The following is a 23,362-nucleotide window of genomic DNA, read 5'->3' as shown; positions in this document are numbered from 1 at the left end:
ATCAGGGCGGTTGCACGGACGGCGGCGCAATCACGGGGCTCCAGGAGAGAGCCCATGACCGCTGAGACTGTCCAATGCGCCGCCCAAGCCGCGCGCCGCGATCTGTTGGCGCGCTATGACAGCCGCGCCCCGCGCTACACCAGCTATCCGACGGCCCTGCAGTTCTCGAACACGGTCGACTCGGAGCTCTACGGCGACTGGCTGGCCGCCCTCGACCCCGGCCAGCCGGTTTCGCTCTACGCCCATATCCCGTTCTGCGATCGTCTCTGCTGGTACTGCGGCTGCAACACCCGCGTGGTGAAGAAGCGGGCGCTGATCAGCGACTATGTCGAGCGCCTTGTCGACGAACTGGCGCTGGTCGAGGCGCGTTTGCCGGGCAAGGTGAGGGCCGGCGCGCTGCACCTGGGCGGCGGTACGCCCAACATGCTGTCGCGAGACGATCTCGTCCGCCTATTCGGGGCGCTGCGGCACGTCTTCCCCTTCGCGCCGGGTATCGAGATTTCCGCCGAGCTGGACCCGGCCGTCCTGACCGAGAGCTGGGTGCAGGCCGCCGCCTTCCACGGCCTGACCCGCGCCAGCCTGGGTGTTCAGGACCTGGCGCCGCATGTCCAGGCGGCTGTCAACCGCGTCGAGCCGTTCGAGGTGGTGGCGCGCGCCGTCCACTGGTTGCGCCAGGCTGAAGTCGCCTCGATCAATCTCGATCTGATGTACGGCCTGCCCAAGCAGACGACCGACGACGTGGTCTCGACCCTGGACACCGTCCTGACCCTGCGCCCCGAACGCGTGGCCCTGTTCGGCTACGCCCATGTGCCGTGGGCCCGCGCCAACCAGAAGCTGATCCGCGACGAGGACCTGGCTGACGCCGAAGGCCGGCTGGAGCAGAGCGAGGCCGCCGCCGAGCGGCTGCTGCGCGCCGGCTATGTCGCCATCGGTCTGGATCATTTCGCCCTGCCCAGCGACGAGCTGGCCATAGCGCTGGCGGCAGGAACGCTGCGGCGGAATTTCCAGGGTTATACGACCGATCGCCACATGACGCTGATCGGCTTGGGGGCGTCGTCGATCGGTCGGATGCCGGCCGGTTACGTCCAAAACCTGACCGCCGAGGTCGCGTGGCGTGACGCCGTCATCGCCGGCCGCCTGCCGGTGGCGCGCGGCGTGGCCCTGACCGAGGACGACCGCCTGCGGTCCGACGTGATCGAGCGGCTGATGTGCGACTTCGCCGTCGACTACGCCGCCATCGCCGCGCGCCACGGCGTCTCGCCCTCGGTGTTCGCCGAGGACCTGCCCAAGCTGGATGCCCTGGTGGCGGACGGGCTGGTGACGCTGGACGTCGGGGTGGTGCGGGTCACCGAAGCCGGGCGTCCGTTCGTACGTCTGGCCGCCCAGGCCTTCGATCATCGCTCGGATGTGAAAGAAGGTTTCTCCCGTGCGATCTAGATTTTTCGAAACTGATCGAGGTCAAGGTCGAGCGTTCAGGAATCCTCCAAAAGAACATCGCGACACAAAACACACAGTCGCACGATCTGGGGATAGATGATGAAGACCGTTATTCTCTCGGCTATCGCGGCCACGGCTCTGGCTGGTGGCGTTGCTCAAGCCCAGGACTTCTCGCCCAACGCCAAGGGTGACTTGATCGTCCACGTGCGCGCCACCCAGGTCGCGCCTGCCGATGACGCTGCCATCCTGACCGCTGCCGGCGTCAACTCGGGCCTGAAGGCCCACGTCAAGAACGACGTGATGCCGACCCTGGGCTTCACCTACTTCCTGACCGACAAGGTCGCCGTGGAAGCCATCCTGGGCACCACCCAGCACGACATCCGCGCTCAGGGGCCGGGCACCGACGCCCTGGTTCGCAAGCAGTGGGTCCTGCCGCCGGTCGTGACCCTGCAGTACCATCCGCTGCCGGCCGCCAAGGTCAGCCCCTATGTCGGCGCCGGCATCAACTACATGCTGTTCTACAGCGGCAAGAACAAGAATGGCTTCCAGGTCTCGGTCGACGACGGTTTCGGCTACGCGCTACAGGCCGGTGTGAACATCAAACTCAAGGGCGACTGGCTGCTGAACGCCGACGTCAAGAAGGTCTATTTCAGCACCGACGCCAAGATCAACGGCGGCGCTCTGAAGGCCAAGGTGGACCTGGATCCGCTGGTTTCGTCCGTCGGCTTCAGCCGCAAGTTCTAGGTCTTACAGCTTACAGACGGAACGCCGCCGGTTTAACGACCGGCGGCGTCTTCGCATCCGTCAGGCGCCGGCGTGCTGGCGCACCGCCGCGGCCAGTTGGTCGGCAGTGAAGGGCTTGGCGACCATCGGCACCCCTTCGGGCACGCTGTCGAGATCGGCATAGCCCGTCAGCAGCAGCACCGGCAGGTCCAAGCCCAGCGGCCGGATGCGCTGGATCAGTTCCGCTCCGTTCATGCCGGGCATGGCGAAGTCGACGATGGCGAAGTCGGGCTTCAGGCCGTCCGAAAGCCGCGCCAGAGCGTCGACGCCGCTGGACGCCTCAGTGACGTCATGCCCCTGGTCGCGCAGCAGGCCGGCGGTGACCTGGCGCACCGAGGTCTCGTCGTCGACCACCAGGATCGTCAAAGGTCGTATGGCCTCGCTGATGACGGTCCCGTCCTCGGCGACGATCGGAACCTCGGCGTCGTCGGCGGCGCGAGGCAGATAGAGCGTCACCTTGGTGCCGACTCCGACTTCGCTCTCGATGTCCAGGGCCCCGCCCGAACGCTGAGCAAAGCCGTAGGCCATGGGCAAGCCCAGGCCCGTGCCCTTGCCGACCGGCTTGGTGGTGAAGAATGGCTCCAGCACGCGCGCCAGCACGTCGGGCCGAATGCCTTCGCCATGGTCCTCTACCGAGACGGCGACATAGTCGCCTGGCGACAGCTCCAGGGGCGACGGCAGGTCGCCAGCGCTCAGGTCGCGTGCGCGTACGGTGATCGCCCCGCCATCGCCCATGGCGTCACGGGCGTTGATGCACAGGTTCAGGATCGCCATCTCCAGCTGGTCGCACTCAACGAGCGACGGCCAAAGCTGGGCCGGAACGTCCCAGGACACGGTCGCCGTGACGCCCAGCGTCCGGGTCACCAGGTCATCCATTCCGCGAAGGGTGTCGGCGATGTCGGTGACGCACGGATCGCCGTCGGTCTGGCGGCTGAAGCCCAACAGGCGCTGGGTCAGGGACGCCCCGCGACGGGCGGCGAGGGTTGCGTTCTCGAGATAGCGGCGAACGCGTTGCTCGTCCGGCAGCCGTCGCGAGGCCAGCTCGAGAGAGCCCAGTATCGCGGTCAGCAGGTTGTTGAAGTCGTGCGCCACCCCACCGGCCAAGGTGCCCAGCGCCCGCAGCTTGTCGCTCTGGCGCAACTGCTGCTCGGCCAGTTTCTGGGCCGTGATGTCGCGCTCGATGACGATCAGGGCCGCCGCCGAGTCGTGGGTCGGGATGCAGGTGGTCTCCAGCCAGGCCGGGCCAGCCTCGCTGGCGGTCTCCACCACGCTCTGTACGACGTCGCCGCCGGAGAGGGCGCGGCGCTCCAGCTTGGCTGCGGCGCTGCGGATCTTCAAGTCGCTCTCGCTATGGCCGTGCGCTGCGCCGGCGTCCACGCCAAGGGCGCGGGCCTTGCGAGCGTTGAGGGCCAGGAACCGGCCCTGGAGGTCCTTGAAGGACACCGCCGCGGGCACGTTCTCCATCAGGCCTTCCAGCAGAGCCTGGTGCAGGCGAAGATCGCGCTTGAGGCTGAAGCGTTCGGCTGCGCCGGCGATCATGGCGCGCAGGGCGTCGGGCTCCCACGGTTTGGGGGCGTAGCCGACGATGCCGCCGCTGTTCAGGGCCGCCGTCACGGCGTGCAGGTCGGCGTAGCCGGTCAGCAGGATCGCTTCAGCCATGCTGTTGCGACGAGCCTGCGTCAGGAAGGCGTCACCGGTCATTTCGGGCATGCGCTGATCGGAGATGATCACCGCCAGATCCGGCTCGCGTGCGACGCGCTCAAGCGCCTGCAGCGGCGAGGTGAAGGTCAGGATGTCGTAGCGGTCTTCCAGAAGGTCCTGCAGGGCCACCAGGATGTCGGGCTCGTCGTCGACGAGCAGGATCAGGGGACGCGCCATCACGGTCGGGCGACTTTCGGCAAGACGATACGGAAGCGGGCGCCGCCGAGAGTTGAGTCTTCTACCACGATCTCGCCGCCGTGGGCGCGTACGACGCTGTAGGCGATGGCCAGGCCCAGTCCGGTCCCCGAGCCCACCGGCTTGGTCGTGAAGAAAGGCTCGAAGATGCGGTCACGAACGTCCTGCGGCACGCCGGGTCCGGAGTCGTCGATCTGGATGATGTAGTCGCCTTCGGTGCTGAGCGTGCTGACCGCGATCAACCCCTGGCCGTCCAGGGCGTCGGCGGCGTTGGCGACGATGTTCATGACGACCTGGTTCAGCAGGGCCGGGGTGCCGTCGAAGGTGCGCTCGCCGGCGAAGTCGCGGCGCACCGCGATGTCCCCCAGCTTGGGCTTGAGCAGGGCCAGGACGATCTCGATGGCTTCCGGCACGTCGAGCACCTGACGCTCGGCCTCGTCCAGGCGCGAGAACTTGCGCAGATTCAGAACGAGACTCTGGATGCGCTGCAGGCCCACCCGCATCGAAGCCAGGCGATCGCGGGCCTTGGAGAGGCCCGCTGACGGCGCGTCGGCTTGCTCGGCCAGCACCTCGCCGACGGCCCGCTCGACCGTGGCGTGGTGGCCCAGGATGAAGGCCAGAGGGTTGTTGATCTCGTGGGCGATGCCGGCGACCAGCTCGCCCAGCGAGGCCATCTTGGCCGACTGCACCAACTGCGCCTGGGCGTCGCGCAACTGTTGATTGGCGGCGGCGAGGTCGGCGTTGGCGCGGGCCAGAGCGTCGGCGGCGGCGGCCTTTGCCTCGGCGGCGGCCATGGCGCGCTCGCGTTGCAGGGCCTCGGCCTCGGCGCGGCGGGTTTCCTCTACGACCTGGGCGCGGCGGGTGACGGCGCGGATACGCATGCGCAGCACGTCGTCGCCAACCGCGCTGGGCGCGACTTCGTCGGCGCCGGCTTCGAAGGCGGCGGTGACGTCGGAGCCGTCGCCGCCGATGGCGACGATATGGAACTCCATGGCCTCGTGCTGGCGACGGCGATCCAGAGCCCGGCAGAGCGCAAAGCCATCCAGGCGCGCGCCGGTCAGTGGCAGAACCACGCAGTCGACGCCGTCGGCCACTTGCGCTGCGGCGACGGTGGCGTCGTCGGTGACGGCGAGGTCGTAGCCTTCCTGTTCCAGCAGGTGGCGCAGGCGTAGCTGGGTGGTCGGGCTGTCGTGAACCAGCAACAGCTTGGCGCGACGGAACTGCTGGCCGCCCTCGCGGGTGGGCGCGGCGCCTCGGCGCAGCAAGGCTTTCAGCCGCACCAGCATCATGTCCAGGTCGGCGGACTTGGCGACATAGGCGTCGACGCCGCTTTCCAGACCCTGGCGCTCCAGATCCTGCTCGCGGGCGCTGGTGAGCATCAGCACGGGAAGCGCTCGCGTGCGGCCATTCTGGCGGATCTGGCGCGACAGCTCGCGGCCGTCCATGCCCGGCAGGTGGAAGTCGGCGACCACCAGATCCGGCAGCGGGCCGTTCAGTAGCTCCAAAGCCGCCTCGGCGCTGTCGGCGCGGGTGACCGCAAAGCCGTCCTTCTCCAGGGCGCTGCGCAACAGCAGCGCCTGGGTGTCGGAGTCCTCGACGACCAGGATGCGAGCGGCGTCGGTCATGCGGCTTCTCGCGCGAGATCGACGATGCGCGGGCCGATGGCGTCCAGCGGCAGCACGTCGCGCGCTGCGCCCAGCTTCACGGCGGCGGCTGGCATGCCGTAGACGACGGCGGAGCTTTCGTGCTCGGCGATGGTGTGCCCGCCGGCCTTGCGCAGCTCCGCCAGGCCCTGGGCGCCGTCCTCGCCCATGCCGGTGAGCAGTACGCCCAGGGTGCGCGCGGGCGCGGACTTGGCCAGGCTGGAGAACAGCACGCTGGCCGAAGGCCGTTGGCCGCGCACCGGGGCGGCGCTGGTCAGGCGGATGACGCCGCCGGCGGTGATGGTCATGTGCCGGTCGCCGGGCGCCACATAGACGCGGCCGGGCAGGGCGATCTCACCCTCGCGGGCCAGAGCGGCGCGTAACGGCGACAGGCTGTCCAACCAGCCGGCGAAGCCTTCCATGAAGGCGGCGCCCATGTGCTGGACCACGAACACCGGCGCGCCGAAGTCGGGCGGCAGAGCGTCCAGCAGCTTGGCCAGGGCCGGCGGTCCGCCGGTCGAGGCCGCCAAGGCGAGGAAGCCGACGCCGCGCAGGGGCGGATCGTTGAGGTCGCTGGCGATCAACGGCTTGCCGCGATCGCGGGCCAGGGCCCCGCCGATGCTGCGCCGGCGGATCACCGGCACGCTGCTCATGATGTAGAGTTGGGTGCACAGGGTGGCGGCCAGGTCGTCGTGATTGGCCGTGGCCACACCGACGGGCTTCTCCACCACCGTCAGGGCGCCCGCCCGTAGGGCGTTCATCGAGATCTTCAGCGAGCTGTCCTCGATGGCGTCGGCGAAGACGACGATCGGGGTCGGGCGTTCGGCCATGATCCGGCGCGTGGCCTCCAGGCCGTCGATACCGGGCAGGCGGATGTCCATCGAGATGACGTCGGGATTGACCCGGTCCAGCTCGGCCATGGCCTCCTCAGCCGAGGGCACGGCGGCCACGACGGTAAAGCGCGGATCGCGACCGACGATGTAGGCCAGCAACTGACGCACGACGAGGGAGTCCTCGACGATCATCACCCGGACGGGACGCTTGGGCGCTGACGTCATAGAACGCGTCCGATCGTCGCCAGCAACTCGCGCTGATCGAACTTCTGCTTGGTGATGTAGGCCTCGGCGCCCAGGTCGAGGCCCCGACGCACGTCTTCGGGATCGCTACGCGAGGTCATCAGGATGACAGGCAGGGTGGCCAAGGCGGCGTCGGCCTTGATGGCCTGCAGCAGGGCAAAGCCGTCCATACGCGGCATCTCGATGTCGGCGACGACCAGATCAATGACCGCCTCGCCCGAGCGCAGGGTGTTCAGGGCGTCCAGTCCGTCGACGGCCAGGATCACGCGATAGCCCTGGGCCTCGAGAATGCTCTTCTCCAGCGTGCGGGTGGTGATCGAGTCGTCGACCACCAGCACGGTGCGCGCCGCCTTGGCTTCGGCGTCGTCCTGCTCGGCCAGACCGAGGCCGGCATTGGCCAGGCGGCGATGGTCGCGCAGCCAGCGGTCCATCAGGGCGTCGGGGTTCAGCACGACCACCGGCGTCTCGTCGGAGAGCACCGCCGCGCCGAAGATCAGCGCAGGATCGACGCCCGCCAAGGCGACGGCTTCGACGACGGCTGGGGCGACGTCGGTCATGGCGTCGACGGCGACGGCCAGGCGACGATCGCCGCGCGCAAGCAGGGCGACATGGACCGCGCCGTGATGGACGGGGACGGCAGACGGAACATGGGAAAGCAGAGCAATAAGGGGCACGACAGGGGCGACAACGCTCTGCCCCTGGGACTCGATCCGCGCGACGGGGTGTCCTTCCACTGTTTCCAGTTCGGTGGCGCTCAGGCGCAACAGTCGCAGGCTGGCGTCGGAGGGCAGGGCATAGAGCGCGCCATCGACTTCCAGCTGGACCAGGGCCCGGCGCGAGGTAGTCAGCGGAACGGACAGCACGACCTGCGCCCCGAACGGCCGGGCGGGCGCCAGGCGGGCTGACCCGCCCAGGGCGCGCACGGCCTCGGCCACGACCGACAGGCCCATGCCGCGGCCCGACAGCTGGTCGACATCGGCGGCCGATGACACGCCGGCCTCGAAGGCCAGGGCCAGGACTTCGTCGTCGCTGGCCGGCGGGGCGTCGGGACCGCGCGGCGGGATCAGGCCCCGCGCGACGGCTGCGGCTTCGATGCGGGCCAGGTCAGGACCTGGGCCGTCGTCGGTGACGCGCACTTCCAGTCGCCCGCCGCGCGCAGCGATCGAGAAGGCGATGCCGAGAGCCTCGGGCTTGCCGGCCTTGCGACGCTTGGCGCGCGGCTCGGCGCCATGGCTCAAGGCGTTGCGCAGCAGGTGGCTCAGCGGGTCCTTGAGCGCTTGCAGCACGCGACGCTCGGCCTTGGTTTCCAGGCCCTCGACCTCGACCTCGACTTCGACGCCGGTCTCGCGGGCCAGCTGGCGGATCGTACCGGGCAGGGTGCCCAGCACCGTATCGGCCGGGGTCATGGCGATGCGTTCGGCCTGCTCGCGCACGCGCTGAGCGGCCTGGCCGGCCGACCAGACGGCGCGGGCCTGGCTCTGGCCTATGGCGCGTAGCTCGCGGCTCAGCTCCTTGAGACCATGGTCGAAGTCGCGGGCCCGCAAGGATTCGCGGCCGCCTTGCGTCTGCGGGCGGACCTCGCCCCACAGTCGCTCGAGGCGCAGCATCTCGGTCTGCAGGCGTCGCAGAGTCGCCAGAGCGCGGTCTTGGTCGGCCAGGCTGGTCGAGACCTGGTGAGCGGCCTCGCTGAGTTCGGACAGTTCCTCGGCGTCCACGCGAAGCAGCTCGACGCCGCGTACGGGCTCGGCGGGTTCCGCCGCCACCGGCTCCGGCTCGCCGCCATTCGCCGCCAGGGCCTCGATGGCGTCCAGGGTCTCGCGGATCGTCGCCAGGGTTGGCTTGTCGAACGTCCCGCCGGCGTCCATCTGGCGCGAGAACACTTCTTCCAGCGTGTGGGCCAGGGCCTCGATGGCGGGCAGGTCAACGGCCCGCGCCGCGCCCTTCAGGCTGTGGGCGCGCCGGAAGATCTCGCGCAGGTCCAGCTGGGCCTTCGAGTCGAGCGCTTTGCGGATCGCGTCCAGATGGTCGCGATGCTCGACCTCGAAGGCCGCCAGCAGCAGTTGCCGGATGTCTGTCACGCGCCGCGTTTCCTAGGTGCGATAGCGTTCGGCCAGGCCCAGCAGCTGGCGCGAGAGGCCGTTCAGGTTGGCGGCGGCCTCGTCCAGCTGGCGGGTGCCGGCGGCGGTCTGCTGGCTGGCGTCGCGGATGTTCTGCAACGCGCCCATCACCTGCTCGATGCCCAGCTGCTGCTGGTTGGTCGAGGCGACGATCTGCTGGAAGGTCTGCACGCTCTCCTGCACCCGGGCGGTGATCTCGGTGATCGTGCGCTGGGTGGTGTCGGTGCGCTCCTTCCCGGCGGCGACGCGCTTGACGGCCTCCTCGGTCAGCATGACCGAGGCGTTGATGCCGCGCTGGATATCGCCCAGAATCGAGCGGACCTGGCCGGTGGCGTCCTTGGCCTGGTCGGCCAGCATCTTCATCTCGGCGGCCACGACCGAGAAGCTGCGCCCGTTCTCGCCAGCGGCGGCGGCCTCGATGGCCGCGTTCAGGGCCAGCAGATGCGAACGCTCGGAGATGTCGTTGACGGTCATGATGATGTCGCCGATCGCCTGGGTCTTCTCCGACAGGGCGACGATGTTCTCGGCGACGGCCTCGGCCTGCTCACGGATGGAGTCCATGGCCTTGGTCGTCTCGTCGAGGGCGCGCAGGCCCTCATTGGAGGTCTGGGCGGTGGCCTGGGCCGAGGCGATGACCTCCTGGGCGCGCTTGCCGATCTGAACGCCGGAATGGGTGATCTCGTCGACGGTGGCGGCGGTTTCCTGCACGGCGGCCAGCTGTTCCTCGACGCTGGCGGCCTGCTCCTGGGTCGAGGCGCGGATTTCGGCGGTGGCGGCGTTGAGGTTCTCGGTCGCCTCGCGGCTCTGGCGGGCCATTTCTTTCAGGCCGTCGACCATGGCGTTGAGGTTCGCGCCCAGCTTGCCGATCTCGTCCTGGCTGAGGTCGGCGGCGCGCTGGGTCAGGTCGCCGTCGCCGACGCGGCCCACGAAGGCCATGAAGGTGTCCAGCGGACCGACGATCGAGCGGCGGATGGCCCAGGTGACGCCGGCGGCCAGGGCGCAGACCACGATCAGGCTGATGATGATCGAGATCCGGCTGGTGTTGTAGACCTCGGTGGTCCGCTGCTGTCCGAGCAGGATGGCGTCGTCCAGAACGCTCTCGGCCGTCTGCATGCCCCGCCCGAATTCGCCTCGGCGTTGAACCAGGGCGGTCTGGGCGGCGGCGACCGCGCGGCTGTCGTTGGCGCGGATCGCCGAGAACAGCGCCTCGGTGTCTGCTCGTCCCTGACGCGAGGAGGCGGCGGTGGCTTCGAGGCTTTCCTGGATCTTGCCCCAGGCCGCAGCGCGTTCGGCGGTCAGGGAGGTGGCTCTGAAGTCGCGGGCCGAGGCGATGGCCTTGGCCATGGCGGCGTCCATATCCACCCCCTTCTGACGCCAGCGTGTGACGGGGTCGGCGTCCGATGTCCCCACGCCGCCCGCAGAGCGATCCAGATAGCTGGTGATCACCGCGTCGCTGGCGGCTCGCATCTCGTTGGCGCTGTTGCGTATCGCCGCGATGTCGCGCAGCACGGCCATGTCGCGGGTGACGATGGTTTCCGTGGTCGACTTGACCATCGAGATCTGGTTCAGGCCGTAGAAGCCGATGCCAATCGTCAGGAGGATGACGGCGGTGAAGCCGATGATGATGCGGTTGGCGATCGTCACGATTGGGGCTCCGAGACAGGACGGGGCAAGAGTGGGAACAGGGTTTCCAGCGACAGCGGTGTCGCCATGCGGTCGTTCAGCGGGCCATCGGCCAGGCGCAGGTGATCGCCATCCTCGGCCGGCGCGCCCAGAGCCACCTGTGGGCGCTTGTCGAGGCGCAGGGCGGTCTGGCCGCGGCGCAAGATGACGAGATAGCCTTCGGCTGTGCGCAACGGCGAAGCCAGGTTGAGACGGGCGGCCAGGTCGAACACCTGAAGGACGCGACCGTTCTCGGCGGCCAGGCCGACCAGACTCGTGTCGGTGGAAGGCGGGGTAGCGCCCAGGCGTGTCAGCGGCGTCGTGCGCAGAACCTGATGGAGGGGCAGGGCGTAGAGGGCCTCGCCAATCTCGCAGACCAGGTGCTGGTCTTGCTCGATCTGGACTTCTGGGATCGCGAGGCGCGCAGCCAGACGACGAGCGCGCTCTTCCAGCACGCTCTTGCGCAATACGGCGTCCGACGGCACCGCTGTGCGGCGCGCGTTGGTCCGCGCTGTCCTGGCCATTCTCACGCCCCCAACGCCCCTGCCGCGTCTCTCATTTCTTAGAAATGGAGGCGCGCCAACTCGCGCAGCTCACCAGCGGTGAGACCTGCGCCTTCCTGCAAACGCACATCTGCGGCCAAGGTTCCCGCCATGCTGGCCGCAACCGCGATCGCTTTCCGTCCGGAGGCGGAATGCCCACGCGCCAGGCGGGCCAGTCCCAAATGGTAGCGGGCCATGATGAAGTCTGGCTCCAGGTAAAGCGCCTTCTGAAAGCTGGCCTCGGCCTTTGCCGGGTGCTCACGGGCCTGGTCGATGAGGCCGCCATAGAAGTGCAGCACCGCGCTTTCGGGGGCGATCGCCAAGGCCTCAAGGCGCTTGGCCTCGGCACCCGCATAATCGCCCGCGTCCGCCCGAGTTCGGATTTGCTCGATCAGCGCTTCCAGCGGCGCGGCGGGGATCGGTTGGGCTGGTTTGACCTCCGGCCGTGACTGCGGGGGCGGCCTTATGGCGACAGGAGCGGAGCGCGGCGCTTCTGGCGGCAAGCTGGGCGCCCAGGGTTGGAGCGTCGGCGCCGCGTCCGCCGGTCCGTCCTCGCCCAGTCGCCGATAGGCCACGGCGCCGGGTAGAGAGACGGTCGAAAGGAAGGCGCTGAAGCCGGGGTTGGGCTCGGCGTGGCCCAGCAGCATCCAGCCGCCTTCGGCCAAGCGATCGCCTAACGCCCTGACGATCTGGGTGACCGCGTCGGCATGGAAATAGATCAGCACGTTGCGGCACAGGATCAAGTCGAAGTCGGTCAGTTCCAGCGGTGGGGCGGGGCCCAGCAGATCCAGCAGGTTGCCGCGCTCGAAGCGGACCAGGCCCCGATAGGCCGACTTCAGGGTCCATGTGCTGCGACCGCTCTCGACGAACCAGCGGTCGCGGTCGACGTTCGAGACCGCTCTCAGCGCCCAGCGGCCGAACCGCGCCTGACGAGCCGCCTCCAGGAAGGTCTCGTTGATGTCGGTGCCCAGGATTGAAATGCGCCAGTCGGCGACGGCGTCGCCCAGCATGTCGGCCAGCAGGATGGCGACAGAGTAGGCTTCTGCCCCGGTTGCGCAGCCCGCGCTCCAGATCCGTAGGCGGCGGCTTTCGGCCCGGCGGGCCATGAGGTCCGGCAGGATGGTCTCGCGCAAGGCCGTGAACTGCTCGGCGTAGCGGAAGAAGAAGGTCTCGCCGATGGTGATCTCGGCTTCCAGCGCCGCCCACTCGGTCTCGCCGACGGCCAGTAGCCGGAGGTATTCGCCGCTGCTGGCCGTGCGCGTGGCGACCAGCCGCTTGGCGACGCGATCCCACAGGAGATCGTCCTTGTCCTGGTAGTAGAAGTGGCCGGTGCGGGCGATGATCGCCTGCTTCAGGCGAGGAAACTCCGCGTCCGGCAGGGGCCTTGGCAGCGGCCGTCTCAGGCTCAAGCCGCCGACCACTCGGCCAGGCGCTCGGCCATGGCCGTGGTCATCTCGGCCAGGCGGACTGTCTCCTCGGCCAGCAGCAGGCGCTGCGCATCGAGACCATGGACGAACCGGCCGTTGATGCTCAGTTGCGCGGCGACCACACCGTTCAGGCTCTCATCGGGCGAGACCGGCTCGGCCGCGGATGGCTGGACAGCGGTATCCAGCACACGCTCAACCAGCAGGCCGACGGACGGGCGGTCCTCCGTGGGCTTCAAGCGCACGATATGGCTGTAGAGGTCGTCGGTCTCCGGGGGCGCGCCGCCCAGCAACACGCCCAGTCTCAGCACCGGCAGCGGAACGCCGCCCAGGTTCAGGAAGCCGGCCAGGGCGCGGGGCGCGGCCGGCGGGCGGTCCAGGCGGGCCAACGGCAGGATCTCGGCGACGTCCTGGCGGGGCAGGGCGGCTTCGCCGTCGTTGATGCGCACCAGAACGTGGATATCCGCGGAGGTCATGGCCGCAATGACACCCGTTCGGCGGCTCGACACAAGGGAGTGGACGAAAAGGTACCGGTAACTTTTCGCTTTGGCAGACTCCTTGGCCATGCTTATCTCGCATGACACCGGTGGCTGGAGCGGCCGGAAAGAACGGTCGGTCACGGCCGCGATCTTGGGGGAAACGATGCCGAGGATTCTTCTGGCCCTGCTGCTGGCCATGGCGCTCGCCGATGTGGCGGCCGCCGAAACCCTGCGCGTCGGACCCAAGTCCGCCTACAAGACCCTGGCCGCCGCCGTCGAGGCGTTGCCCGCCGATGGCGGCACGATCGAGCTGGCCCCGGGCGAGTATCGGGAGAAGGTCACGGTCGCCAAGCCGAACGTGCGGCTGATCGGCAAGGGCAAGGCGCCCAAGGACACGGTCATTGTCTGGAGCGATGGCGCCAACACTGCCGGCGGCACCTTCAAGTCGTTCACGATGAACGTCTCGGGCGACGGCTTCCGGGCCAAGAACCTGACCATCCAGAACGACTATCACCTGAAGGACGCCCGCCCGTCCCAGGCCGTGGCCCTGGCCATCACCGCCGACCGGGCGGTTCTGGAAAAGGTGCGTTTGCTGGGCGCGCAGGACACGCTGTACGCCGCGACCAAGAAGGAGCGGCCCAGCCGCCAGTACTTCAAGGATTGCTACATCGAGGGCCACGTCGACTTCATCTTCGGCGACGCCAAGGCCTTCTTCGATCGCTGCCACATCCACGGCATTGCGCATGAGAGCGTGATGATCACCGCCCAGAGCAAGAACCGGCCCGACCAGGACAGCGCCTATGTCTTCGACCGCAGCCTGATCACCGCCGACGCCGGGGCAAAGTCGATCTGGTTCGGCCGCGCCTGGCGGCCGCTGGCTACGGTCGTCTTCATGCGTTCGCGCATCGAGGCCAAGCTGGATCCCGCCGGCTGGCGCGAATGGACGCCGGGTAAGACCGAGACGCTGAACACCGCCACCTTCGCCGAGTACGCCTCGACCGGTCCGGGCGCCAGCCCTTCGACCCGCGAGCCGCGCTCCCACCAACTGACCGACGAGCAGGCCAAGGCCTGGGACCGCAAGACCTTCTTCGCGGGCCCGGACGGCTGGAACCCGTAAGAGCGAGAGCGTCCCATGCGTATCGACCGCCGCAGCTTCCTGAGTTCCAGCCTGGGCGTCGCCGCCGCGACGAGCTTGGTCCCGACGACCAGCCTGGCCGCTGAACCCTCGCTGGCCATCCCCGACGACGGCTGGCGTCTGTGGATCGACCGCGACGCGGCCTGGAAGGACGACGTCATCCACCTGCCGGGGACGTTTGACCTGGCCAGCCTGCCGATCAATCCGCCGACCGGCGGTTGGGGAGCGCCGGCCGCGGGCGAGGCGATCGCCGTCACCTTGCCGACCACGGTCGAGGAGCACTTCTGGGGTCAGTTCGGCACGCGGCCCTATGGCGCGGACGAGTACCGCTACGCCGAGGACGACGACGTGCCGCGCTACGGCGCCTACAAGGGCGTGTCGTGGTGGACGCGGTCGATCGACATTCCGGCCTCGGCCAAGGGTCAGCGAGTGATGCTGAACATCCGCGGGGCGCGGATGCGGGCCGAGGTGTTCCTGAACGAAAAGCTGGTCGGCTACTCGATCATGTCGGAACTGCCGATCGCCTGCGATCTGACCCAGGCGATGAAGCCTGGCGAGGCCAACCGCCTGGCGATCCGCATCACCAATCCGGGCGGCCGCTTCGACTGGCGCGACTCCACGACCATGATGTGGGGCAAGCTGAAGTTCTTCGCCTCGCACGGCTTCGGCGGTCTCGATCGCGGCCTGACCCTGAGCGTCCACCCGCTGGCGGCGCGCATCGACGATGCCTGGGTGCTGAACACGCCCAACCCGCGCCAGATCACCGCCTTCATGGAGGTGGCGCTGGACAAGCCGCTGCCGAAGTCGGGCCTCGACAAGTGGAAGTCACGCGCCGCCGTCACGCTGGTCGATGACGCCGGCGCGCCGGTCGCCGCTACGGCTAGCATCGAGGCCGTCGAGGCGATCGACGCTAACCGTCTGCGCGTGCGGATCGCGGTCGCCGCGCCGCAGGCCAAGATCTGGGACCTGGATACGCCCGTCCTGCACCGCCTGCGCTTCAGCTGGACCCACGCCAAGGGCGCGGTCGACACCCGCGAGGTCCGCTTCGGCTTCCGCTGGTTCGGCATCGACGGGATCGGAACGGACGCCATGCCGCGCCTGAACGGCCGGCGTGTGCGGCTCTATTCGGCGATCTCATGGGGCTATTGGGGCTTCAACGGCCTGTGGCCGACCAAGGAACTGGCCAAGCGCGAGGTGGTTTCGGCGCATAAGCTGGGTCTCAACACGCTGCATTGCCACCGCAATGTCGGCAAGCCCGAGGTGTTCGACGTCCAGGACGAAATGGGCCTGCTGCGGGTCATGGAGCCTGGCGGCGGTCGCCACGCCGTCGGCCGCGACCTCAAGGCCGGCGAGAAGCTGTCCGTGTCAGACCAGTTCAGCGTCGACTTCATGGTCGAGAAGTGCCGGGCCATGGTGCGGACCTTCCGCTCGCGCCCGTCGCTGGTCCACTACACGTTGCAGAACGAGATCGGCGCGAACCTCGCCAATCCCGACGTGCAGTATGTGCTGAAGGCCATGCACGACCTTGATCCCAGCCGCGCGGTCATCCTCAACGACGGCTTCGTCAAACGCGGCGCCGCCCAGGCCATGTACCTGCCGTACAACGACCACTACTTCCGCTCGGACGTCGAGGAATGGGGCGGCTGGTGGGTCGATCACCAGGGCGCGGGCGACCAGTGGTACGACAAGTTCTACCAGTCCAAGGACGAGTACATCCACATGCAGAAGGGCAAGCCCTTCATCGTCGAGTTCGGCGAGATGCAAGGGTGCGCCACGGCCGATAACCACGAGGCCATGGTTGTCGAGATCCTGGCCAAGGGCGGCAAGAGCTACGACCTGCAGGACCACAAGGACATCCTGGCCGCCACCAACAGCTATATCGAGCGCTGGGGCTTCAAGTCGGCGTTCCCGACCAGCGAGGCGCTGTACCTGTCCGTCGGCCGCAAGGTCTATGAGAGCTGGCGCAATTACCTGGAGAACATCCGCCTGGGCGAGACCGTCGACGTCGCGGCGATTTCGGGCTGGGAAACCACGGCGATCGAGAACCATTCGGGCATCGTCGACGTGCTGCGCGGCTTCAAGGCTGATCCGGCCCTGATGAGCCAGGCGCTGCGGCCGGTGATGGCGATCACCAAGCCGCGGGCCCTGGCCTATGCGGTCGGCGAGACCGCCGAGCTGGACATCTGGTTCTTCAACGACACGGGCAAGCCGGCCTCCGGCGAGATCGTGTTGAGCCTGGTGGGCGCGGACGGCAAGACCGAGCAGCTTCAACGCTGGCCGGCCCCGGCTCAGATGTCGCCCGACCAGTTCAGCTATCTGGTCGCCGAAAGCCTGCGCACGCCGGCCCTGACGCGCCCGGGCCTGAACACGATCCGCATCGCCTTCGGCGACGTGGTCTCCGACCGCGAGATCTGGGTGGCAGCCCCGGCGGCCAAGCCCGCCAAGCCCTTGCGCATCGGCGTCTCGGGCGTCGCCAAGAGCCTGCGCGACCAACTCACCGCACTGCCGAACGTGGTGGTCGAGGACTTCAAGCCGGGCGTCCGCTACACCGGCATCGTCGCCTCGGGGCTTAAGACCGACGAGATCGTCCGCCGCCAGGTGGGCGAGCAGACCGGCCTGGAAGCCCAGCCCACCAAGGACGGCAAGCCGGTCCTGGTCCTGGGCGAACTCCCGCCCGAGGTGCTGGCCGCGGCCAAGGCCGGGACGCCGCTGCTGGCCATGGTGCAGGAAGACGGCCTGGCCGACGGTGTCGCCAAGCAGCTCTCGGGCCTGGGCCTGTTCGACTATGCCGGCCAGGTCGGCGGCCTGCGCGCGCCTTGGATGGGCAATTGGAACTATGTCCGCAGCCATCCGACCTTCGCCGGCCTGCCGGCCGACATGGACATGAGCGTGCTGCACCAGGTCGAGGGGCAGCCGTCGAATGGTCTCGTCATCGAAGGGCAGGGCGTTGAGGTCATCGCCGCCTACAGCCGCGACCACGACCGCAAGAACGGCGCGGCCAGCTTCACTGTGCGCAAGGACAAGGCCCGCGTGCTGGTCCATCGTCTGCCGGACATGGTGAGGCCGCTGCAGCAGCGCTGGCTGGCCAACGCGGTGGCGTGGCTGGCCGGCTAGGAAACATGAGCGGGCGGAGGCGAGTCATAATCGCCCTGCCGGGAGGAGAACGATGATGTTGAACCGACGCGACACGCTGCTGGCGGCCGCTCTGGCCGCCACGCCCAGCTTGGCCCTGGCCGCGCCCCGCAAGCCGGTTTTCGAGCGCCTGGGCTGGGCCGGCAAGACGCCCGGCGGCGATGGCGGCAGGGTGATCAAGGTCACCACACTCGCGAGCGGTGGTCCTGGCTCCTTGCGCGAGGCTCTGACCGCCAAGGGGCCGCGCACCGTGGTGTTCGAGGTCGGCGGGGTCATCGATCTGGCCCGCAAGAGCATTCGGGTCACTGAGCCCTTCCTGACCGTCGCCGGCGAGACCGCGCCGTCTCCGGGCATCACCCTGATCCGGGGCAGTCTTGAGCTCCAGAGCCACGACATCTTCGTGCGCCATATCCGCGTGCGGGCGGGCCGCGATGGCGAGCCCAGCAAAAGCGGCTGGGAGGTCGACGGCATCACCTGCTGGAAGGCCCATGACGTCATCGTCGATCACTGCTCGGTCAGCTGGGCCACCGACGAGAACCTGTCTGCCTCCGGTCCGCGCTTCGAGGGCGGCGAGGATCCGGCCAAGTGGCGCGACGGGACCTCGCATCGCATCACCTTCAGCAACAACATCGTCGCCGAGGGCCTGTCGCACGCCAGTCACGTGAAGGGCGAGCACTCCAAGGGTAGTCTGATCCACGACAACGCCTACGAGGTGCTGATCGTCGGCAACCTCTATGCTCACAATCTGGAGCGCAACCAGCTGTTCAAGGGCGGCGTCGAGGCGGTGACGGTGAACAACCTGATCTACGACCCCGGCACGCGCTGCATGCACTACGCCCTGAACGCGCCGGAGTGGGTGGGCCACGAATGGCGGGTGGGCCAACTGGCCATCGCCGGCAATGTCGTGAAGGGCGGGGCCTCCACCCGGCCCGACCTGCCGTTCCTGATCGTCGAGGGGCAGGGGGATCTGGAACTCTACGCCTTTGACAACCCGGCCCACTATGCCAACGGGACGCAGATGCCGCCGGTGCGGATCCTGAACACGACCCCGTTCCCGAAGATCAAGCTGCTGAGCAAGCCGCCGTTCTGGCCGGAGGGCCTGAAGCTGAAGCCCTCCAGCCAGGTGCAGGGGCATGTGCTGGCCAACGCCGGCGCGCGGCCCTGGGACCGCGACGCTGTCGACCGCCGCATCGTCGCGCAGGTCAAGGCCGGCACGGGCAAGGTGATCGACGACGAGCAGGAGGTCGGCGGCTACCCGAAGGCGTAGCGCGAAGGCCCGCTTCCGGCTAAGAGCCGCAGCATGCTGCGTATTTCGGAACTGAAGCTGCCCCTCGGCCACGCGCCGGAGGCCATGGCACCCGCCATTGTCGAGCGTCTCGGGATCAAGCCCGAGGACTTGGTGAGCTATGTGGTCGCCCGCCGCGCCCACGACGCGCGGCGCAAGGCGGCGATCCTGATGGTCTATTCGGTCGACGTCGAACTGCGCGACGAGGTTGCCGTGCTGGAGCGGTTCAAGGGCGACCATCACGTCCGCGTCCGCTCCCATACCGACTACAAGTTCGTGGCCAAGGCCCCGGAAGGCTTCGATGGCCCGCGTCCAGTGGTGATCGGCGCCGGCCCCTGCGGCCTGTTCGCCGGCCTGATCCTGGCGCAGATGGGCCTGAAGCCGATCATCGTCGACCGCGGCAAGGTGGTGCGCGAGCGAACCAAGGATACCTGGGGCCTGTGGCGCAAGAGCGAACTGAACCCGGAATCCAACGTCCAGTTCGGCGAGGGCGGGGCAGGCACCTTCTCGGACGGCAAGCTCTACAGCCAGATCAAGGATCCGCGCTTTCTGGGCCGCAAGGTGCTGGAGGAGTTCGTCGCGGCCGGCGCGCCCGAGGAGATCCTGACCGAAGCTCACCCGCACATCGGCACCTTCCGCCTGGTGCACATGGTCGAGCAGATGCGGGCGCTGATCGAAAGCCTGGGCGGCGAGTATCGCTGGCAGCATCGGGTCGAGGACTTCGACATCGAAGTCGCCGCCGATGGCTCGCGCCGGCTGAAGGGCCTGCGCATCGCCGGCCAGGATTACCTGCCGACCGAGCATGTGGTCATGGCCCTGGGCCACAGCGCCCGCGATACTTTCGAGGTGCTGTACGAGCGCGGCGTCCATATCGAGGCCAAGCCGTTCTCGATCGGCGTGCGCATCGAGCATCCGCAGTCGTGGATGGACAAGGCCCGGTTCGGGACCTGCGCTGGGCATCCCGACCTGGGCGCGGCCGACTACAGCCTGTCGCACCACTGCAAGAACGGCCGCACGGTCTACAGCTTCTGCATGTGCCCAGGCGGCACGGTGGTGGCGGCGACCTCCGAGCCGGGGCGCGTGGTGACCAATGGCATGAGCCAGTATTCGCGCAACGAGCGCAACGCCAACTCCGGTTTCGTGGTCGGCATCGATCCCGAGCGCGACTATCCCGGCCATCCGCTGGCAGGCATCGAGTTCCAGCGCAAGTGGGAGAGCCTGGCCTATGTGGCGGGCGGCTCGACCTACCAGGCCCCGGGGCAGACGGTCGGTGACTTCATGGCCGGCCGGCCCTCGACGGAGCTGGGCGAGGTCGCGCCGTCCTATAAGCCGGGTGTAACGCTCACGGATCTCTCGGCCTGCCTGCCGGACTTCGTGATCGAGGCGATGCGCGAGGCCCTGCCGGTGTTCGGCCGCCAGATCGCCGGTTACGACCATCCCGACGTGCTGCTGACCGGGGTCGAGACGCGGACGTCCTCGCCCATCCGCATCACGCGCGGCAAGGACTTCCAGAGCCTCAATACCGCCGGCCTGTTCCCGGCCGGCGAGGGCGCAGGCTATGCCGGCGGCATTCTCTCGGCCGCCGTGGACGGCATCAAGGTCGCCGAGGCGGTGGCGCAGGCCTACGTCGCCGAGGGGTTGATCCCCGCGACGGCCTGACGGCCGCCGCGGGTTTCGGGTCAGGCGGGTTCGGAGACTTCCGCCAGCGTCGGGTAGTCGGTGTAGCCTTTGGCGCCGTTGTCGAAGCCGTAGAACGTGCTGAAGTCGGGCGCGTTGAGCGGCGCGCGCTTTTTCAGGCGCTCGACCAGGTCCGGGTTGGCGATATAGGCCTTGCCGAAGGCGATGGCGTCGGTCCAGCCGGCTGCGATGGCGGCATTGGCGCTGTCGAGATCGAACTTCTCGTTGGCGATATAGACGCCGCCGAACGCCTTCTTCAGCGCCGGGCCCAGGCTGTCGGCGCCTTCATATTCGCGGGCCGAGACGAAGGCGATTTTGCGATCGCCCAGGGCCTTGGCGACATAGCCGAAGGTGGCTTCCAGGTTGCTGTCGCTGATGCCGTGGCTGTCGGCGCGCGGCGCCAGGTGCACGCCCACGCGGCCGGGACCCCAGACCGAGACGACGGCGTCGGTGACTTCCAGCAGAAGGCGGGCGCGGTTCTCGATCGAGCCGCCGTACTGGTCGGTGCGGGTGTTGGAGCCGTCTTGCAGGAACTGGTCGAGCAGGTAGCCATTGGCGCCGTGGATCTGCACGCCGTCGAAGCCGGCGTCCTTGGCGTTCTGCGCGCCTTGGCGGAAGGCCTCGACCACGTCGGCGATCTCCGCGGTCTCAAGGGCGCGCGGGGTCGGGTAGGGGCGCTCGGGGCGCAGCAGGCTGACATGGCCACTGGCGGCGATGGCGCTGGGGCCGACGGGCAGGTCGCCGTTCAGATGCTCGGGGTCGGAAATCCGGCCCACGTGCCAGATCTGCATGAAGATGCGGCCGCCCTTGTCGTGCACCGCCTTGGTGACCTGCTTCCAGCCTTCGGTCTGCTCCTTGGACCAGATGCCGGGCACGCCGGCATAGCCGACGCCTTGCGGCGAGACCGGCACGCCTTCGGTGATCAGCAGGCCCGACGAGGCGCGCTGGGCGTAATATTCGGCCATCAAGGCGTTGGGGATCTGGGTCGGGCCGGCGCGAAGGCGGGTCAGCGGCGCCAGGATGACGCGGTTGGGCAGGGTCAGGTCGCCGACGGTCAGCGAGTCGAACAGGGTAGTCATGGATAGCTCGTCCCTTTGGAGAGGGGCGCCGACCCTCCGTCGGCGTCTGGGCAGCTATCTGGGGGCGCGTCGGGCTATCGCAATCGAAACAGTTTCGATTTCATCTGATAGCGAGACGGCGAAAATCTGAAAATCTAAAGCGGCTTCAGTTCGCCCAGCATCGTCGGAATCAGCTCCGACACCGTCGGATGGATGTGCACGGCCCGCTGGATCACGGTGTAGGGCGCCTTGGCGTACATCAGGTCGATCATGCCGTGGATCGCCTCGTCGCCATTCAAGCCCAGGATCGCCGCGCCGAGAATTTCCTTCGTCTCGGCGTCGACTACCACCTTCATGAAGCCCTGGGTCTCGCCCTTTTCGACGGCGCGACCGACGCGGGTCATCGGGCGCTGACCGATCAGCAGCTTGCGGCCGGTGGCTTTCGCTTCCGTTTCGGTCATGCCCACACGCCCCAGGGGCGGATCGATAAACAGCCCGTAGCAGGTGATGCGGTCGCTGACCTTGCGCGAGTCGTTGTCCAGCAGGTTGGCTGCGACGATCTCGAAGTCGTTGTAGGCCGTGTGGGTGAAGGCGCCCTTGCCGTTGCAGTCGCCCAGCGCCCAGATCCCCGGGACATTGGTGCGCAGCTGGTCGTCGACGGTGACGTAGCCGCGCTTGTCGATCTCGACCCCGGCTGCGGCCAGGTTCAGGTCGTCAGTATTGGGCTTGCGCCCCACCGCCAGCAGCACGTGGGTGCCAGTGACCTGCGGCGCGCCGTCTTCGCAAGTGACATGGACGCACACGCCGCCATCGGCAGGGGCGAAGCTGATGCACTCCGAATTGAGGCGCACGGCGACACCCTCGGCCTCCAGGATCTCGCGGATGGCGTCGGACACTTCCGGATCCTCCCGACCGATCAGGCGCGGACCCATCTCGACGATGGTCACCTGGCTGCCGAAGCGGCGGAACATCTGGGCGAATTCCAGCCCGATATAGCTGCCGCCGACGATCACCAGGTGCTCGGGCAGGGTCTCCAGCTGCATCATGCCGACATTGGTCAGATAGGCGATGTCCTCGACGCCCGGCATGTCCGGCACGTTGGCGCGGCCGCCGACATTGAGGAAGATTTTCGGCGCGGTCAGCACGTCGTCGCCGACGCGGATCGTCGTGGCGTCCTCAAACCGGGCGTGGCCCTGAAAGACGGTGCAGCCCTTCATGCCGCGCAGCCACTTTTCGACATTGCCGCGGGCGTTGTGGACCACGGTCTGCTGGCGCTCATGAACCCGTCTCATGTCGACACCGACCTCACCCTGCAGGGTGACGCCGTAGTCTGCGGCGCGACGGGCCAGGTGGGCGGCGTAGGCGCTGGCCACCAAGGTCTTGGTCGGCATGCAGCCTGTGTTGACGCAGGTGCCGCCGAAGTCCTTGCGCTCGACCAGCGCCACGCGCCAGCCGGCGTCGCTGAGACGCCCGGCCAGGGCGGGACCGGCCTGGCCGGCGCCGACGATGATGGCGTCGAAGCTCTGCATCAGTAGGCGGCCGCGACGATGGCGAGGCCGGCGATCACCGCCACGGCGTCCTCGATCAATGCGGCGGGCAGGTCCTTGCCGAACCTGGCGGCCAGTCTGGCGCGGGCCTCTGCGCCGCCCAGCGTGCCAAGCACAGCCCCGGCTGCGCCGATCACTGCGCCGCGCAGCCAATGGCCGCTGGGCATCATCAGGGCCGCGCCGCTGAAGGCGCCGGTCAGGATGCGGGTCCCGAACTGATGCGGAACCTTGCGGCTCGGTGTCTTGGGATGCTGGTCAGCGAACAGCTCCAGCGCCGCCAGCAGGGTGAAGGCGACGAGGGCGACCGTCCCGCCCAGCCAGGCCAGAGGCAGCCCCGCCAGCGCCAGCCAGCCCAGGTGCGCGCCCCAGGCGACGGCGGCGGGGGCTGTCATGGCGCGAAGGCCGGCGACCACGCCGATCAACAGGGCGAACAGATAGAGGGTCATGAGCGACTCCGCTGCAAGGCGCG

At 68.4% G+C, this 23,362-nt stretch carries 17 protein-coding genes; 6 read left to right on the top strand and 11 right to left on the bottom strand.

Features of this window, described 5'->3' with window-relative positions; genetic code table 11:
- Nucleotides 1-54 precede the first annotated feature (54 nt).
- A complete protein-coding gene (hemN, locus tag E1H18_RS04575; RefSeq protein ID WP_172264154.1) occupies nucleotides 55-1,437 on the top strand; it encodes an oxygen-independent coproporphyrinogen III oxidase in 1,383 nt (460 codons plus the stop codon).
- A gap of 99 nt (nucleotides 1,438-1,536) precedes the next feature.
- Nucleotides 1,537-2,181 carry an OmpW family outer membrane protein gene (locus E1H18_RS04570; protein ID WP_172265634.1) on the top strand — a complete coding sequence of 215 codons (645 nt, stop codon included), beginning with the start codon at nucleotides 1,537-1,539 and terminating at the stop codon, nucleotides 2,179-2,181.
- Nucleotides 2,182-2,241: 60 nt separating this feature from the next.
- Here E1H18_RS04570 and E1H18_RS04565 read toward each other — a convergent pair whose 3' ends face one another.
- Genes E1H18_RS04565 through E1H18_RS04530 form a run of 8 tightly spaced genes read right to left on the bottom strand, consistent with a single transcriptional unit; the run spans nucleotide 2,242 to nucleotide 13,056 of the window.
- Nucleotides 2,242-4,098 carry a response regulator gene (locus tag E1H18_RS04565; RefSeq protein WP_172265631.1) on the bottom strand — a complete coding sequence of 619 codons (1,857 nt, stop codon included), beginning with the start codon at nucleotides 4,096-4,098 and terminating at the stop codon, nucleotides 2,242-2,244.
- Complete coding sequence (locus E1H18_RS04560) at nucleotides 4,098-5,741, bottom strand: response regulator (RefSeq protein WP_172264152.1); 1,644 nt, start codon at nucleotides 5,739-5,741, stop codon at nucleotides 4,098-4,100. The genes E1H18_RS04565 and E1H18_RS04560 overlap by 1 nt, the downstream gene beginning before the upstream one ends.
- Entirely contained in the window at nucleotides 5,738-6,817 is a 1,080-nt protein-coding gene (cheB, locus tag E1H18_RS04555) for a chemotaxis-specific protein-glutamate methyltransferase CheB (protein ID WP_172264150.1), read from the bottom strand. The genes E1H18_RS04560 and cheB overlap by 4 nt, the downstream gene beginning before the upstream one ends.
- On the bottom strand, nucleotides 6,814-8,913 hold the full coding sequence (locus tag E1H18_RS04550) for a response regulator (RefSeq protein ID WP_172264148.1): 2,100 nt from the start codon (nucleotides 8,911-8,913) through the stop codon (nucleotides 6,814-6,816). Before E1H18_RS04550 ends, cheB begins: the two co-directional genes overlap by 4 nt.
- A 12-nt stretch (nucleotides 8,914-8,925) precedes the next feature.
- Nucleotides 8,926-10,596, bottom strand: a complete 1,671-nt coding sequence (locus E1H18_RS27220; RefSeq protein WP_172264146.1) for a methyl-accepting chemotaxis protein — start codon at nucleotides 10,594-10,596, stop codon at nucleotides 8,926-8,928.
- Nucleotides 10,593-11,138, bottom strand: coding sequence for a chemotaxis protein CheW (locus E1H18_RS04540; protein ID WP_172264144.1), 546 nt, complete (start codon nucleotides 11,136-11,138; stop codon nucleotides 10,593-10,595). Before E1H18_RS04540 ends, E1H18_RS27220 begins: the two co-directional genes overlap by 4 nt.
- Nucleotides 11,139-11,176: 38 nt before the next feature.
- A complete protein-coding gene (locus E1H18_RS04535; RefSeq protein WP_241735891.1) occupies nucleotides 11,177-12,565 on the bottom strand; it encodes a CheR family methyltransferase in 1,389 nt (462 codons plus the stop codon).
- Entirely contained in the window at nucleotides 12,562-13,056 is a 495-nt protein-coding gene (locus E1H18_RS04530; RefSeq protein WP_172264143.1) for a chemotaxis protein CheW, read from the bottom strand. The genes E1H18_RS04535 and E1H18_RS04530 overlap by 4 nt, the downstream gene beginning before the upstream one ends.
- A 166-nt stretch (nucleotides 13,057-13,222) precedes the next feature.
- Here E1H18_RS04530 and E1H18_RS04525 point away from each other — a divergent pair, with 166 nt between their 5' ends.
- Genes E1H18_RS04525 through E1H18_RS04510 form a run of 4 tightly spaced genes read left to right on the top strand, consistent with a single transcriptional unit; the run spans nucleotide 13,223 to nucleotide 20,270 of the window.
- Complete coding sequence (locus E1H18_RS04525; protein ID WP_172264141.1) at nucleotides 13,223-14,176, top strand: pectinesterase family protein; 954 nt, start codon at nucleotides 13,223-13,225, stop codon at nucleotides 14,174-14,176.
- A 15-nt stretch (nucleotides 14,177-14,191) separates the two neighbouring features.
- The gene (locus tag E1H18_RS27165; RefSeq protein WP_172264139.1) at nucleotides 14,192-17,308 is read left to right on the top strand and encodes a sugar-binding domain-containing protein; all 3,117 of its coding nucleotides are present in this window, start codon (nucleotides 14,192-14,194) and stop codon (nucleotides 17,306-17,308) included.
- Between the two features lie 52 nt (nucleotides 17,309-17,360).
- On the top strand, nucleotides 17,361-18,593 hold the full coding sequence (locus E1H18_RS04515; RefSeq protein ID WP_172264137.1) for a polysaccharide lyase family 1 protein: 1,233 nt from the start codon (nucleotides 17,361-17,363) through the stop codon (nucleotides 18,591-18,593).
- Between the two features lie 33 nt (nucleotides 18,594-18,626).
- Complete coding sequence (locus E1H18_RS04510) at nucleotides 18,627-20,270, top strand: NAD(P)/FAD-dependent oxidoreductase (RefSeq protein ID WP_172264135.1); 1,644 nt, start codon at nucleotides 18,627-18,629, stop codon at nucleotides 20,268-20,270.
- Between the two features lie 20 nt (nucleotides 20,271-20,290).
- Here E1H18_RS04510 and E1H18_RS04505 read toward each other — a convergent pair whose 3' ends face one another.
- The 3 genes from E1H18_RS04505 to E1H18_RS04495 all read right to left on the bottom strand — a co-directional run bounded on the left by E1H18_RS04505 (nucleotide 20,291) and on the right by E1H18_RS04495 (nucleotide 23,339).
- Nucleotides 20,291-21,367 carry an alkene reductase gene (locus tag E1H18_RS04505; RefSeq protein ID WP_172264133.1) on the bottom strand — a complete coding sequence of 359 codons (1,077 nt, stop codon included), beginning with the start codon at nucleotides 21,365-21,367 and terminating at the stop codon, nucleotides 20,291-20,293.
- Between the two features lie 134 nt (nucleotides 21,368-21,501).
- Entirely contained in the window at nucleotides 21,502-22,875 is a 1,374-nt protein-coding gene (locus tag E1H18_RS04500) for an FAD-containing oxidoreductase (protein WP_172264131.1), read from the bottom strand.
- The gene (locus tag E1H18_RS04495; RefSeq protein ID WP_172264129.1) at nucleotides 22,875-23,339 is read right to left on the bottom strand and encodes a DUF4126 family protein; all 465 of its coding nucleotides are present in this window, start codon (nucleotides 23,337-23,339) and stop codon (nucleotides 22,875-22,877) included. The genes E1H18_RS04500 and E1H18_RS04495 overlap by 1 nt, the downstream gene beginning before the upstream one ends.
- Nucleotides 23,340-23,362 lie beyond the last annotated feature (23 nt).

Origin of the sequence: Caulobacter sp. RHG1, assembly GCF_013181195.1 — a bacterium.
GTDB lineage: Bacteria > Pseudomonadota > Alphaproteobacteria > Caulobacterales > Caulobacteraceae > Caulobacter.
This window is presented reverse-complemented; position numbering and strand designations above follow the sequence as displayed.

Bases quoted from the DNA above. Each gene is read 5' to 3' on its own strand.
- hemN (WP_172264154.1), top strand. From the start codon at position 55: ATGACCGCTGAGACTGTCCAATGCGCCGCCCAAGCCGCGCGCCGCGAT.
- E1H18_RS04570 (WP_172265634.1), top strand. From the start codon at position 1,537: ATGAAGACCGTTATTCTCTCGGCTATCGCGGCCACGGCTCTGGCTGGT.
- E1H18_RS04565 (WP_172265631.1), bottom strand. From the start codon at position 4,098: ATGGCGCGTCCCCTGATCCTGCTCGTCGACGACGAGCCCGACATCCTG.
- E1H18_RS04560 (WP_172264152.1), bottom strand. From the start codon at position 5,741: ATGACCGACGCCGCTCGCATCCTGGTCGTCGAGGACTCCGACACCCAG.
- cheB (WP_172264150.1), bottom strand. From the start codon at position 6,817: ATGACGTCAGCGCCCAAGCGTCCCGTCCGGGTGATGATCGTCGAGGAC.
- E1H18_RS04540 (WP_172264144.1), bottom strand. From the start codon at position 11,138: ATGGCCAGGACAGCGCGGACCAACGCGCGCCGCACAGCGGTGCCGTCG.
- E1H18_RS04530 (WP_172264143.1), bottom strand. From the start codon at position 13,056: ATGACCTCCGCGGATATCCACGTTCTGGTGCGCATCAACGACGGCGAA.
- E1H18_RS04525 (WP_172264141.1), top strand. From the start codon at position 13,223: ATGCCGAGGATTCTTCTGGCCCTGCTGCTGGCCATGGCGCTCGCCGAT.
- E1H18_RS27165 (WP_172264139.1), top strand. From the start codon at position 14,192: ATGCGTATCGACCGCCGCAGCTTCCTGAGTTCCAGCCTGGGCGTCGCC.
- E1H18_RS04515 (WP_172264137.1), top strand. From the start codon at position 17,361: ATGATGTTGAACCGACGCGACACGCTGCTGGCGGCCGCTCTGGCCGCC.
- E1H18_RS04510 (WP_172264135.1), top strand. From the start codon at position 18,627: ATGCTGCGTATTTCGGAACTGAAGCTGCCCCTCGGCCACGCGCCGGAG.
- E1H18_RS04505 (WP_172264133.1), bottom strand. From the start codon at position 21,367: ATGACTACCCTGTTCGACTCGCTGACCGTCGGCGACCTGACCCTGCCC.
- E1H18_RS04500 (WP_172264131.1), bottom strand. From the start codon at position 22,875: ATGCAGAGCTTCGACGCCATCATCGTCGGCGCCGGCCAGGCCGGTCCC.
- E1H18_RS04495 (WP_172264129.1), bottom strand. From the start codon at position 23,339: ATGACCCTCTATCTGTTCGCCCTGTTGATCGGCGTGGTCGCCGGCCTT.